Source organism: Streptomyces enissocaesilis (assembly GCF_039533765.1).
GTDB lineage: Bacteria > Actinomycetota > Actinomycetes > Streptomycetales > Streptomycetaceae > Streptomyces > Streptomyces enissocaesilis.
This window is the reverse complement of the sequence record NZ_BAAAUD010000099.1, coordinates 1-12,661: the sequence shown is the minus strand read 5'-3', so window position 1 is coordinate 12,661 and position 12,661 is coordinate 1. Positions and strand designations below refer to the sequence as shown.

Below are 12,661 nucleotides of genomic sequence, written 5' to 3'. Positions count from 1 at the left end.
CGGCACTCCCCGAGCCGGGACCCGCACCTCTCGCTTCGAAGCATTGCGTCCCGTCGCCTGACGGCGACGGGACGCAATGACCACGGCCTGTTTCCCAACAGTGTCGTTCGCGCCGGGGGCTGTCCGGCTGTCCGTCCGTTGTCAGTGCCGCATGCCGGTACCGGCACCGCATCCTGCCGGAAGCAGCGCCGTGCCCAGCGGCAGTCCGGGCGGACGCCGGCCCCTGACCCGCAGGCACGCCTCAAGGCCGCCCTCCGCCGGCGGGTGTGCGAGGACGGCCTCGTCCGGTGCGGTGGGGGAACCGGCGACGTGACGTTCCGCGTTCCCCCGGGAGTCCTCCGGACCGCCGGGGCCCGCCGGCCCCGCTAAGGGCGCGTCCCGGCGTCCGGGAGCTGTACGACGGGGAAGCTGCCGGTGGTGGTCGGCGCGTGCTCCGGCAGCCACAGGACCGCGATCGCCCCGCCGTCCCGGTGCGCGTTGCGGAAGGTGAGGCGTGCCCCGAGGACGCGCGCCTGGCCGGCCGCGATCGTCAGGCCCAGGCCGTGCCCGCGCCCCGCCCGGTCGCTGCTGCCCGTACGGAACCGGCTCGGCCCCTCCTTGAGCAGCGCCTCCGGGAATCCGGGACCGTGGTCGCGGACCCGGACGACCCGGCCCTCGACCGTGACCTCGAGGGGAGCCCGGCCGTGCTTGGCGGCATTGCCGAGGAGGTTGACGAGGATGCGCTCCAGGCGGCGCGGGTCGGTGTTCACCCACGACTCGTGCACCACCCGGAACACCGCGTCCGGATCGAAGAGCGCGACCCGGCGGCCGACGAACTCGCCGAGCGCGATCTCCTGGAGCTCCGCCCGCTCCGCCGCGCTGTCGAGCCGCGCCACCTCCAGCACGTCCTCGACGAGCGTGCGCATGGCCTGCGCCCGGTCCCGTACGAGCTCGGTCGGGCGGCCGGGCGGCAGCAGCTCGGCCGCCGTGAGCAGGCCGGTGACCGGGGTGCGCAGTTCGTGGGCGATGTCCGCGGTGACGCGCCGCTCCGCTTCCAGCCGCTCCTGGAGGGCGTCGGTCATGGCGTCGACCGCGCGCGCGAGCTCGTCGGTCTCGTCGCGTACGACGCCGCCGATGGCGTCCCGCACGCGTACCTCCGTGTTTCCCTGCGCGACCTTGCCCGCGGCGGTGGCCGCCTTGCGCAGGCGGCGGGAGAGCTGGCCGCCGATCAGCACGCCGAGCGCGCAGCCGCCGAAGACGACCGAGACCGAACCGATGACCAGGGCGCGGTCGAGGTCGGCCATGACGGTGGCGCTGCGGTCGGTGAACCGGGTGTGCAGCGACAGGACGTCCCCGTTGGCGAGGGGCGCGGCGGCCCACACGTCGGGCACGCCGTCGTCGTGCTCCGAGACGTAGGTGGCCCGGCGGCCGTTCGCCATGCTCGCCTGGAGCTCCTCGGGCAGGGCCGGATCGTTGATCTTGGTGCCGAACCGGGGCTCGCGCGAGGACTCGTACCACCGCTGGGCGAACTGGAGGCGCTCGATCTGTACGTCGCGGGCGTTGTCGAGCATCGAGACGCGGGCGGCGTTGTGCACGACGAGGCTGAGCGCGACGGCGATGAGCGCGCCGACGGCGGCGATCGCGATGCTGATCTTCCAGCGGACGCCGGTGCGCAGGGCGGGGCGGGGGCCGGGGCGCGCGACGGCCGGGGCGCCGCCCCGCGCCCCGGCCCCCGGGCGCCGGAGGGACTGGAAACGCCGGCTCACGGCTTCAACTTGTAGCCGAAGCCGCGGACCGTCTCGATGCGGTCCTGGCCGATCTTGGTACGCAGGCGCTGCACGTGGACGTCCACCACCCGGGTGTCCCCGCCCCACCCGTAGTCCCAGACCCGCTCCAGCAGCTTGTCGCGCGAGAGCACCGTGCCCGGCGCGGACGAGAACTCCAGCAGCAGCCGCATCTCCGTCGGCGTCAGCCCCACCGGCTCGCCGCTCCTGCGGACCTCCATGCCCTCGGTGTCGATCTCCAGCTCACCGAAGACGAGCAGCCCGCCGTCCGGCCCCGCCCCCTCGTCGGACGTACGGCCGCCCGGCCCGCCCGCGTGCCCGAAGCGGCGCAGCACCGCCCGGATCCGGGCCACGAGCACCGCCCCGTCGAAAGGCTTCGTCACGTAGTCGTCGGCCCCCGCCTCCAGGCCCAGTACGACGTCGATCGAGTCGGCCCGCGCCGACAGCATGATCACCGGCACCGTCGACTCGTCCCTGATGCGCCGGCACAGGCTCACGCCGTCCAGGCCGGGCACCATCACGTCGAGCAGCGCGATGTCCGGCCGGTCGCCGCGGAAGGCGTCGAGGCCGGAGAGCCCGTCGGGCATGGCGGTGACGGTGAAGCCGTCGCGCTCCAGAGCGAGCTGTGTCGCCTCGCGGATGACGTCGTCGTCCTCCACGAACAGGACATGGGTCTCGGCCATCGGCTGCTCTCTGCTCTCTGCGCTCTCGGTGGTTCTCTCGGTCGTTCGCTCAGCCGTCCGGCGGGCCGGACGGAGCAGTCCCGGTTCCGCCCACGTCGCCGTCCCCGCCGACCGCGCGGCTGAAGTCGTTGTGCACGTGGTCGTGCACGGTGAACTTGCTCCCGGACCAGCGGTACGTGATCACTTCTTCGCCGGACGGGTACGCCATCGGGTCGTCCTTCCCGTAGACCGGCTTGGTCAGCACCAGGTCGCCGCGGTCGATCTCCGCGTAGACCGCCGGGCCCTCGGCCGCGAAGACGTTCTCGTACGCGCCCTCGTCCTCGCGGTACACGTACGTCCCGAGGCCCACGGCGTCCCCGCACGTCATCACGTTCACCACGACGTCGTTGGCGGCCCCGCCGGTCAGCTTCCCGTACGACGTGTCGACCGGGTACTCGTCCTTGACGCACGGCTTCAGGTCCCGCTTCACCGTGGAGCTGACCTTCGGATCGCCCTGGAGCAGCGCCACCGCGTCGACCCGCTTGGCGGCGGACGGCGACGGCTCGTCCTCCGGGAGGGTGGCCCTGGCCACCGGGTCCGTACGCGCCGGGCCCGCGTCCCGCGCGCCCGTCCCCCCGGCGTGGCACGACACCACGAGCAGACCGACGGCGGCGGCGCCGGCCATCGCCGTGGCGCCCGCCGCCAGTGAGGACCTGCTGCCCCTGCCGCCTAGGCCGCGCAACGCTCCATCTCCCGTTCGTCGCCCTGCTCCGCACGCTCCAGGGCGTGCGCGTCCAGTTCGCGGCTCTCCAGCTCCTGCCGGAGCCGGGCCAGTGCCCGGTGCAGCGTGCTCTTGACCGTACCCGCCGACATGCCCAGGGCCGCGGCGGTCTCCTCCGTGCTCATCTGCTCCCAGTGTCGCAGCACGACCACACTGCGCTGCTTGGGCGCCAGTACACCGAGTACGTCCATCAGCAGGGCGCGGTCCGCACGCTGCTCGGTGCCGTCCTCGACGCTCGCGTCGGGCAGCTGCTCGGTCGGGACCTCTTCGAGCCTGCGGGCGCGCCACCACTCGGTCCGCGTGTTGATCATGACGCGGCGCAGGTAGGCGTCGGCCAGCGACTTGTCCGCTATGCCGTCCCAGCGGCCGTACGTACGCGCCAGCGCGGTCTGGAGGAGGTCCTGGGCGTCCACCGGGTCGGGGACCAGACGCCTGGCGCTGCGCAGCAGGGCGTCCTGCCGAGTGCGTACGTACTCTTCGAATTCGAGCACCTCGCCGTGCGCCATTCAGAACCGCCTCCGTCCCACTGCCAACCCCGTGACCTGCTTGCTTACGGCGATGACGCTACGGAGGCGTTGTCACGGCACTGTCCGGGGAAGCCGTCGGCAGACGCACGGCTGCCCATCGGTTGTGTAACGGCGAGCACAGAACGCCAGAGGTCCTCAGGCGGCGGGGAGCCGGTAGCGGCCGTCCTCCAGGGGCTCCACGAGCCCGTCCGCGACCAGCCCGTCCAGCGCCCGCGCCCGCTGCACCGGCTCGTGCCACACCGCGTCGAGCGCGGCCTGCGGAACCGGCTCGTCCGCTTCCCTGAGGACGGCGAGGAGCTTGCCGCGCACCTGGCGGTCCGTACCCGCGTACGTCTGACCGCGCCGCGGCGGCCCGTCGTGCGCCGGCTTGCCCGCCAGCCGCCACGCGCACTGTCCGGAGACCGGGCAGGCCCCGCAGTCCGGGCTCTTCGCGGTGCACACGAGCGCGCCGAGCTCCATCGAGGCGGCCGCCCACCGGGCCGCCCGCGCCTCCTCGTCGGGGAGGAGGGCGCGGGCGATCCTGCGCTCGGCGGCGGTGGTGGCGTTCGGCGGGTACTGGACGCCGGTGACCGTACGGGCGAAGACGCGGCGGACGTTCGTGTCGAGGACGGGGTGGCGTTGCCCGTAGGCGAAGGAGGCGACGGCCGCGGCCGTGTACTCGCCGACCCCGGGCAGGGCGAGGAGCTGGGCGTGGTCGCTCGGTACGCCGCCGCCGTGCCGGTCCGTCATCGCGACGGCCGCGCCGTGCAGCCGCAGCGCGCGGCGCGGATAGCCGAGCCTGCCCCAGGCGCGGACCGCTTCGCCGGGGGCGTCGGCGGCCAGGTCGACGGGGCGCGGCCAGCGCCGCATCCACTGCTCGTACACCGGCAGGACACGGCTGACCGGCGTCTGCTGGAGCATGAACTCGCTGACCATCACACCCCAGGCACCGGCTTCGGGCCGGCGCCAGGGCAGGTCGCGGGCGTTAGCGTCGAACCACGCGATGACGGGGGTGTGGAGGGCGGTGGCGGCGGTCGCGTTCGTGGGGGTTTCACTTGTGGCAGTCATGGCACCACCGATCCTGACACGTTTCGGCGCGCGACCCCGGCACGCCAGGACCTGACGATCGGCAGGGGCGCGGACGGTGCGGCCGCTTGTAGCGTCGGCGGGATGCCGCCCATCCGCCGCCGCACCCCTCGCCCCGCCGGTCCCGCGCGCCCCGCCCCGCTCTCCCCGCGTTCCCTGCGTTCCCCGCGTTCCCTGCGCTCCCCGCGTTCCCTGCGCTCTCCGTGTTCCCTGCGGGCCCTCCTCAGCGACGCCCTGCTCTGGGCGGCGCTCGCCGTGCCCGCGCTCGCCGTCGACCGGATCGGCCTGAACGAACCGCGCCCGGGGTGGCAGGAAGCCGCCGGCCTCGTGGTGCTGGCCGTGGCCGCGTCGGTCTGGCGGGCCCGGCCCGTGGCGGCGGCGGGCCTGGTCGCGGCGCTCGGCCTGACCGCGTCGCGCTCGCTCTTCACCCTCTCGTACGGACCCGCCCTCTCCCTCTTCTGCCTGCTGCTCGGACTCCGCGCGGCGCGGGTGCGCGACGCGTCGCCCGTTCTCGGGGCGGTGGCCGCCGCGGGCACCGCGGTGATCGCCGTGCGCCGCGTCGACCCGGTCGTGGAGTGGCTGGTCCTGCTGGGGACGCTGCTGTTCGGGGCGGTCTTCCCGTGGCTGGCGGGCCGGTACTGGCGCCAGCGCCGCGAGCTGGTCGCCGCCGGATGGAGCCGGGCCGCGCAGCTGGAGCGCGAACAGCGGATCGTGGCGGACCGGGCGCGGCTGCTGGAGCGGGCCAGGATCGCCCAGGACATGCACGACTCGCTGGGGCACGAGCTCAGCCTGATCGCCGTACGGGCGGGCGCGCTCCAGGTCGCGCCCGGTCTGGCCGCGCCGCACCGGGACGCGGCGCGGGAGCTGCGGGCCGCGGCGTCCGACGCGACGGACCGGCTCGGGGAGATCATCGGCGTACTGCGGGAGGGGGAGCCGCCGGCCGGACCCTCGCTCGCTCCGGCGGGGGAGACGATCGAGGACCTGGTGGCACGGGCGGCGGACTCCGGCATGCCGGTGCGCCTGCTGTCGTCCCCGCCCGCTTCGGCGGTACGTGCGGTCCGGTCCGGGGCGCCGGAGCGCACGGCGTACCGCGTGGTCCAGGAGGCACTCACGAACGCGGCGAAGCACGCGCCGGGGGCGGCGGTGACGGTCGGCGTCACGACGGCCCCGGGCAGCGGCGCGACGACGGTCACGGTCACGAGCGGGCCCTCCCGGCGCCCGGCCGGGGAAGGCTCCCCGGGCACGCCTGGCACGGGCTCCGGGCTGCTGGGCCTGCGGGAGGGCGTGGCCCTGGCGGGCGGTACGTTCGGCGCGGGCCCGCACGGCGACGGCTTCCGCGTGACGGCCACCCTCCCGGGACCCGGCGAGGCACGGCCGCGCGGCGGCGTCGGCACCGGCGCCGGGCCCGCCGCAGAGGGCCGCGCCCCCGAAGCCTTCCTGCTGGCGCGGCGGCGGGCCCGGCGCCGCGCCGCCGTGTCGTTCGCCGCCGCGGGGGGCCTCGGAGCCGTACTGGTGGCGGGCGCCCTCGGCTGGTACGCGTACACCAGAACCCACACCGCCCTGGCCCCCGCCGACTACGCGAGCCTGCGCGTCGGGGAGAGTGAGACCGGGGCCGCACGGGTCCTGCCGGACCGGACCGTGGCCGACCCGCCCGTCGAGCGCGCGCCCGCGCCGCCGCCCGGCGCCGACTGCCGTTACTACCGTGCGAGCCGTGAACTCTTCGTGGCGGTCGACCACTTCAGGATCTGCTTCGCGCAGGGCCGTCTCGTGTCGAAGGCGGTGGTGCCCACGCTGAGCACCACTCGGGAGCACACCGGGGAAACAGGGAAGGAGGAGAAGGGGTGGGAGCGGTGATCCGCGTGGTGCTGGCGGACGACGAGACGATGATGCGGGCGGGGATACGGGCGATCCTCGCCGCGGACCCGGGGATCGAGGTCGTCGCGGAGGCCGCCGACGGCCGCGAGGCCGTCGAACTGGTCCGTGCCCACCGCCCCGACGTCGCCCTGTTCGACATCCGTATGCCGCGCCTCGACGGCCTCGCCGCCTGCGAGGAGGTGGCCAGGGCCGTTCCGGGGACCGCCGTGGCGATCCTGACGACGTTCTCGGCGGACGCGTACATCGCCCGCGCGCTGTCCGGCGGCGCCACCGGATTCCTCCTCAAGTCCGGCGACCCCCACGAACTCCTGGCGGGCGTACGGGCGGTGGCCGGGGGCGCCGCCTTCCTCTCGCCGAAGGTGGCCCGCCATGTCATCGCGGAGCTCGGCGGCGAGAAGCTGGGCCGCGCGGCCGCCGCCCGCGCCCGCACCGAGCGGCTGACGCCCCGTGAGCGCGAGGTGCTCGCGCTGGTCGGCGCCGGGCTGTCCAACCCGGAGATCGCGGCGCGGCTGCATCTCGTCGAGGGCACGGTCAAGGCGTATGTGAGCGCGGTCCTGGAGCGGCTGGAGGTCAGGAACCGCGTCCAGGCGGCGATCGTCGCGTACGAGGCGGGGCTGACGGCACCGGCGCTACGGCCTGACGCCGGGCCGGCCTCCGGGTATGGGCCCCGGCCCTGACTCCGGCCCCGGCCCCGCGAGCCAGGCCGCGAGGGTGAGCCGGCTCGTACGCATCGTCGAGACGACCGCCTGCGCGAGGCGCGCGAGGGTCCGGAGCGCCACCGCCGCCACCACCGCGCCGAGCAGCAGCCCCGCGACCACGTCATGCGGGTAGTGCACGCCGACGAAGACGCGCGAGAAGGCCATCAGCAGGGCCATCGGGACGGTGACGAGTGCGAGTTGCCGCCAGGCGAAGGCGAGGCCGACCGCCGCCGCGCCCGCGATCGTCGCGTGGTTGCTGGGGAACGACCAGTCCCCGGTCGGCGGGCACGCCACGAGCGAGGCCGCGGCGTTCGCGACGGCGCGGCACGGACGCTCCTCGTCGGCCACCGTCTTCAGCAGTTCGCTCGCCACGTAGGCGACGGCGGTCGCGAGCGGCGCGAGCACCGCCAGTGCGGCGGTGCGCGCGTCCCCGTTCCGCGCGCGCCACCACCCCACGGCGAAGAGGACGCCGAAGAGCAGGATGCCCGCCTCCGTCCAGACCTCGGCGAGGTGCCGGACCCAGGAAGGGGTGGTGCCGGCGAAGGCGGTGATGTCCCGGTAGAGCTCGGTGCTGTCCATGGTCACGGACCGTACGGATCCCGGCGGGGCCGTGACATTGAGCGATCGTCAGGTGCCGCACCCCGACGAAAGACAGGGGCCGCCGCGACGGACCGAAATGATGATCGTGAAAAGTTGGTGCCGCAGGCGGCGGGTGGGGCAGGAGTTGGCTGCGATCTCTCGTACAGTTTGCGCCGTGGGATCTATGCGCAATCCAGTCGGGCCGCTTCCCTCCTCCATTTACTGGCGCCGGAGGGCAGTCGCGCTGTCCCTGGTCGTGCTGCTCGTACTGCTGACCCTATGGATCGTCACGTCCACCGGCGGCGGGGGCGACGAGGACGGCAAGGCCCACAGCGGCGCCACTCCCGCGCCGACCACCACCATCACCCCGGGCCCCGAGTCCTCGGGCCCCGCCATCAGTGAGGACCCGGGCGGCCGCGACGGCTCGGGCGGCTCCGGCGGCGACCGGGGCGGAAACGACGGCGGCGGCAGCGGCGACGGCGGAAACGGCGGTGGCGGCGAAGACGGCGGTGGCGGCGAAGACGGCGGTACGGACGCGGGTGGCGGCGGGAGCGACGGCGGCGCGGCCGACGGTGGCGGCGACGGTTCCGGCGGCAGCGGCGGCAGCGGCGGCGCAGGAGCGGACACCGGCAGCACTGCCGTCGGCGGCACCGGCGGGGGCGGCGGCCAGCGCGTGCCGGCCAACTCCAGCCTTCCCGACTGCACCGCCGCGACCATCGAGTTGACCCTGCGCAGCCTCAAGAACGAGTACGAGGCGGGCGAGAAGCCCAAGTTCGAGCTGATCGTGGAGAACACCTCGGGCGCCGCCTGCAAGATGGACTTCGGACCGAAGGCCGCCGTGCTCACCATCACCGACGACGACAACGAGACGGTGTGGTCCTCCAAGCACTGCCCGCGGACCTCCGGCAGCCTGCTGCTCCGCGTCCCCGCGCACAGCACCGTCAAGCACACCGTCCAGTGGGACCTCCGCCAGAGCGCGCCGAAGTGCGCGACACCGCCCGCCGCGTCCGTCGGCGACGGGACCTACCTGCTGGAGATGCCGGGCGCGAAGTCACCGGCCACGTTCACGCTGAAGAAGGACTAGGACCGGGCCCGGTCCCGGCCGGCGGGACCGGGCGGCGCCGCCCGGCTCAGACGTAGCGCTCCAGGATCGACGACTCGGCCAGCCTGGACAGGCCCTCGCGCACCGAACGCGCCCGCGCCTCGCCGACGCCGTCGACCGTCTGGAGGTCGTCGACGCTCGCGGCGAGCAGCTTCTGGAGGCCGCCGAAGTGCTCGACGAGCCGCTCGATGATCGCGCCGGGCAGCCGCGGGACCTTGGCGAGCAGCCGGTAGCCGCGCGGCGAGACGGCGGAGTCGAGCGTCTCCGGGGAGCCGCTGTAGCCCAGCGCCCGCGCCACGACGGGAAGTTCGAGCAGCTCGGTGTGGGACAGCGCGTCCAGCTCGGTCAGCGCTTCGTCGACCGTGCGGGAACGCTTCGCCGTCGGCTCCGGCACGTAGTCCCGTACGACCAGCTCGCGCTCCGGCTCGACGCCCGCGATCAACTCGTCGAGCTGGAGGGAGAGGAGGCGTCCGTCGGTGCCCAGTTCCACCACGTACTCGGCGATCTCGGTGGCGATGCGGCGCACCATCTCCAGGCGCTGCGCCACCGCCGTCACGTCGCGGACCGTCACCAGGTCCTCGATCTCCAGCGCGGAGAGGGTGCCGGCGACCTCGTCGAGGCGGAGCTTGTAGCGCTCCAGGGTGGCCAGCGCCTGGTTGGCGCGGGACAGGATCGCCGCCGACTCCTCCAGGACCCGGCGCTCCCCGTCGACGTACAGCGCGATCAGGCGCATCGACTGCGAGACCGACACCACGGGGAAGTTGCACTGCTTGGAGACGCGGTCCGCCGTGCGGTGGCGGGTGCCGGTCTCCTCGGTCGGGATGGACGCGTCCGGGACCAGCTGGACGCCGGCCCGCAGGATCTTGGTGATGTCCTTGTCGAGGATGAGAGCGCCGTCGAGCTTGCACAGCTCGCGCAGGCGGGTCGCGGTGAACTCCACATCCAGTACGAAACCGCCGGTACACATCGATTCGACGGTTTTGTCCATACCGAGGACGATGAGGCCGCCGGTGTTGCCGCGCAGGATGCGCTCCAGGCCGTCGCGCAGGCCCTTGCCGGGCGCGACGGCGCTCAGCGAGGCGCGCATCAGCGCTTCGGTGCCCGAGCCTGAGCCGGACTTTCCGGATGCTGCTGCCCGGTCGTTGGCTGCCACTGCACTCCTCCGGTCACGGGGTTGCGGTGCCCTGGAGGGCACTGAACTTCGCCTCGCGTGCTCGTACGGGTGGGCGAGACCAGGGCAAAGTCTACCGGCGCTGTTCCTCGCCTTGTGGGGCCTGTGCGCGAGAGCGGCGAGGAAGGACCCTGAGGGCGTCGCCCATGTCGGCGACCTCGGTGACCTTCATGCCGGCCGGAACCTTCCCCGGGTCGGTCGGGACCAGGGCGTGCGTGAAGCCGAGACGGTGCGCCTCGGCGAGTCTGCGCTGCACGCCGGTGACCCTCCTGACCTCGCCCGCGAGGCCCACTTCGCCGATCGCGACCAGGTTCTTCGGCAGCGGGGTGTCGCTGGCCGCGCTGGCGAGCGCGAGCGCGATCGCGAGGTCGGCGGCCGGCTCGGAGAGCTTCACGCCGCCCACCGTCGCGCTGTAGATGTCGCGCTTGCCGAGGGCGGTGATGCGGCCGCGCTGCTCCAGCACGGCGAGCATCATCGACACGCGGGAGGTCTCCAGACCCGAGGTGGTGCGCCGGGGGGAGGGGATCTGCGAGTCGACGGTGAGCGCCTGCACTTCGGCGACGAGCGGGCGGCGCCCTTCGAGCGTGACGGTCAGGCACGTCCCCGGGACTGCCTCGGCACGCCGGGTGAGGAAGAGCCCCGAGGGGTCGGCGAGGCCGGTGATGCCTTCGTCGTGCAGCTCGAAGCAGCCGACCTCGTCGGTCGCGCCGTACCGGTTCTTGACGCCCCGTACGAGCCGCAGGCGCGCGTGCCGGTCGCCCTCGAAGGACAGCACGACGTCGACGAGGTGCTCCAGCAGCCGCGGCCCCGCGATGGCGCCGTCCTTGGTGACGTGGCCGACCAGGAGCGTCGCCATGCCACGCTCCTTGGAGGCCCGGATGAGCGCGCCCGCGACCTCGCGGACCTGGGCCATGCCGCCCGGTGCGCCGTCGATCTCGGGCGACGCGACCGTCTGGACCGAGTCGAGGACGAGAAGGGACGGCTTGACCGCGTCGAGGTGCCCGAGGACGGCCGACAGGTCGGTCTCGGCGGTGAGGTAGAGGTGGTCGTTGAGCGCGCCGATCCGGTCGGCGCGCAGGCGCACCTGGCTCGCGGACTCCTCGGCGGTGACGTACAGCGTGCGGTGGTCCTCGCTCGCCGCCTTCGCCGCCACGTCCAGCAGCAGCGTCGACTTGCCGACGCCCGGCTCGCCCGCGAGCAGCACGACGGCGCCGGGGACGAGGCCGCCGCCCAGGACGCGGTCCAGCTCGTCGACGCCGGTGGAGCGGGCGGTGGCGGTGCGGCCGTCGACCTGGCCGATGGGGAGCGCGGCGGAACTCACCCGGCCGGCCGCGGTGGTCCGCACGCCGGGCGTGCCGGTTTCCTCGATCGTCCCCCAGGCCTGGCATTCGGGGCAGCGGCCGAGCCACTTGGCGGCCGTCCAGCCGCATTCGGTGCAGCGGTAGGACGGGCGGTCCTTCGCGGATGAACGAGATGTACGGGCAGCCATGGTGGTGACCGTACAGGCCGGGTCCGACAGTCACGGAATTCCGAATTCCTGTCCCCTTTCGAGGGATCTGTTCACCCGTACGGGTTAAAACTGCTCAAGGGGTACGAAGAGCCCTGCCTCCTTTGCCTACGGTCGCCGGGTGACAAGCAGCAGGCTGGAACCCCCTACGCACACCACCGGCGCACACCGGGCGCACGACCGCGCGCCCCGGCCCACGCCCGCGCAGGCCCCGCCGGCCCGGTACGCCTCGTACGAGCCGTATCTGGACGGTCTGTTCACCTACTGCCTGTCCGTGCTCTGCGACCACGACGCGGCGACGGCGGTGCTCGGCGACGTACTGGCGGTCGCCGAGCGGCAGCACGGGCGCTGTCCGTCCCGTGAGCCGGAGCGCAGGGCCTGGCTGTACGCCCTGGCGCGGTGGGCCTGCCTGCGCAGGCTCGTGGAGCAGAAGCGGCGCCGGCAGGGGGCGCACAGCGGGCACCGCGCGCCGGACCCGGCCGCCGGGCGGATGGGCGCCGAGGCGGACGAGACCGCCCTGCGCCGCCGGCGCGAGCTGGCCCTGCTCGCCTGGCCCGAGGCCGCGGGCACCACCCCCGAGCAGCGCGACGCGCTGGAGCTCGCCGTACGCCACGGTCTCGGCCCGCGCGAGGTCGCCGCCGTCCTGGGCATGGACTACCCCGCCGCCCGCGAACTGCTGGCCGCCGCGGCCTGCGAGGTGGAGCGCACCCGGGCCGCGCTCGCCGTGGTGGAGAGCGGCGGTTGCCCGATCGTCGCCCGCCTGACCGGCGACAACCAGGTGCTGCTCGGTGCGGCCCTGTGCCGCGAGCTCGTACGGCACGTCGACGACTGCCCGCGCTGCCGGCGCTCCGCCGAGCGGGCCGGGGCGGGCGGCCCGTGGCCGGGGACGGGCGCCGCGCCCGCCGCGCTGCCGCTCATCGGGGCGCCGCGG

12 protein-coding genes are annotated in these 12,661 nt (G+C 74.3%); 4 read left to right on the top strand and 8 right to left on the bottom strand.

The window, feature by feature from the left end; translation table 11 throughout:
* Positions 1–365 precede the first annotated feature (365 nt).
* The 5 genes from cseC to ABD374_RS32135 form a co-directional block, all read right to left on the bottom strand.
* Positions 366–1,655 (bottom strand): two-component system sensor histidine kinase CseC, encoded by a 1,290-nt coding sequence (gene cseC, locus ABD374_RS32155; protein WP_344500263.1) that lies wholly within the window; start codon positions 1,653–1,655, stop codon positions 366–368.
* An 86-nt stretch (positions 1,656–1,741) separates the two neighbouring features.
* Positions 1,742–2,446 (bottom strand): two-component system response regulator CseB, encoded by a 705-nt coding sequence (cseB, locus tag ABD374_RS32150; RefSeq protein ID WP_344500258.1) that lies wholly within the window; start codon positions 2,444–2,446, stop codon positions 1,742–1,744.
* Positions 2,447–2,495: 49 nt separating this feature from the next.
* Positions 2,496–3,167 carry a hypothetical protein gene (locus ABD374_RS32145; RefSeq protein WP_425577406.1) on the bottom strand — a complete coding sequence of 224 codons (672 nt, stop codon included), beginning with the start codon at positions 3,165–3,167 and terminating at the stop codon, positions 2,496–2,498.
* Positions 3,155–3,712 carry a SigE family RNA polymerase sigma factor gene (locus ABD374_RS32140; RefSeq protein WP_344500256.1) on the bottom strand — a complete coding sequence of 186 codons (558 nt, stop codon included), beginning with the start codon at positions 3,710–3,712 and terminating at the stop codon, positions 3,155–3,157. The genes ABD374_RS32145 and ABD374_RS32140 overlap by 13 nt, the downstream gene beginning before the upstream one ends.
* A gap of 156 nt (positions 3,713–3,868) precedes the next feature.
* Positions 3,869–4,780 carry an HhH-GPD family protein gene (locus ABD374_RS32135; RefSeq protein ID WP_344500254.1) on the bottom strand — a complete coding sequence of 304 codons (912 nt, stop codon included), beginning with the start codon at positions 4,778–4,780 and terminating at the stop codon, positions 3,869–3,871.
* A gap of 102 nt (positions 4,781–4,882) precedes the next feature.
* Between ABD374_RS32135 and ABD374_RS32130 the strand changes: the two genes are divergently transcribed.
* Positions 4,883–6,652 (top strand): sensor histidine kinase, encoded by a 1,770-nt coding sequence (locus ABD374_RS32130; RefSeq protein WP_344500252.1) that lies wholly within the window; start codon positions 4,883–4,885, stop codon positions 6,650–6,652.
* Positions 6,649–7,350 carry a response regulator transcription factor gene (locus tag ABD374_RS32125; protein WP_344500260.1) on the top strand — a complete coding sequence of 234 codons (702 nt, stop codon included), beginning with the start codon at positions 6,649–6,651 and terminating at the stop codon, positions 7,348–7,350. The genes ABD374_RS32130 and ABD374_RS32125 overlap by 4 nt, the downstream gene beginning before the upstream one ends.
* Here ABD374_RS32125 and ABD374_RS32120 read toward each other — a convergent pair.
* Complete coding sequence (locus tag ABD374_RS32120) at positions 7,303–7,950, bottom strand: phosphatase PAP2 family protein (protein ID WP_344500250.1); 648 nt, start codon at positions 7,948–7,950, stop codon at positions 7,303–7,305. The genes ABD374_RS32125 and ABD374_RS32120 overlap by 48 nt on opposite strands.
* 175 nt (positions 7,951–8,125) lie before the next feature.
* On the opposite strand from ABD374_RS32120, the gene ABD374_RS32115 reads away from it, so the two are divergent.
* Positions 8,126–9,034, top strand: coding sequence for a hypothetical protein (locus ABD374_RS32115; protein WP_344500248.1), 909 nt, complete (start codon positions 8,126–8,128; stop codon positions 9,032–9,034).
* Positions 9,035–9,080: 46 nt separating this feature from the next.
* On the opposite strand, the gene disA is transcribed toward ABD374_RS32115, so the two are convergent.
* The gene (gene disA, locus ABD374_RS32110) at positions 9,081–10,205 is read right to left on the bottom strand and encodes a DNA integrity scanning diadenylate cyclase DisA (protein WP_344500246.1); all 1,125 of its coding nucleotides are present in this window, start codon (positions 10,203–10,205) and stop codon (positions 9,081–9,083) included.
* 91 nt (positions 10,206–10,296) lie between these two features.
* The gene (gene radA, locus ABD374_RS32105; protein WP_344500244.1) at positions 10,297–11,712 is read right to left on the bottom strand and encodes a DNA repair protein RadA; all 1,416 of its coding nucleotides are present in this window, start codon (positions 11,710–11,712) and stop codon (positions 10,297–10,299) included.
* A gap of 139 nt (positions 11,713–11,851) precedes the next feature.
* Here radA and ABD374_RS32100 point away from each other — a divergent pair.
* Positions 11,852–12,661, top strand: an 810-nt coding sequence (locus tag ABD374_RS32100; RefSeq protein ID WP_425577405.1) for an RNA polymerase sigma factor, incomplete at its 3' end; no start/stop codon positions are given.

Coding starts and splice junctions, on each gene's coding strand:
- ABD374_RS32130 (WP_344500252.1), top strand. CDS start 4,883: ATGCCGCCCATCCGCCGCCGCACCCCTCGCCCCGCCGGTCCCGCGCGC.
- radA (WP_344500244.1), bottom strand. CDS start 11,712: ATGGCTGCCCGTACATCTCGTTCATCCGCGAAGGACCGCCCGTCCTAC.
- ABD374_RS32140 (WP_344500256.1), bottom strand. CDS start 3,712: ATGGCGCACGGCGAGGTGCTCGAATTCGAAGAGTACGTACGCACTCGG.
- cseB (WP_344500258.1), bottom strand. CDS start 2,446: ATGGCCGAGACCCATGTCCTGTTCGTGGAGGACGACGACGTCATCCGC.
- ABD374_RS32135 (WP_344500254.1), bottom strand. CDS start 4,780: ATGACTGCCACAAGTGAAACCCCCACGAACGCGACCGCCGCCACCGCC.
- ABD374_RS32120 (WP_344500250.1), bottom strand. CDS start 7,950: ATGGACAGCACCGAGCTCTACCGGGACATCACCGCCTTCGCCGGCACC.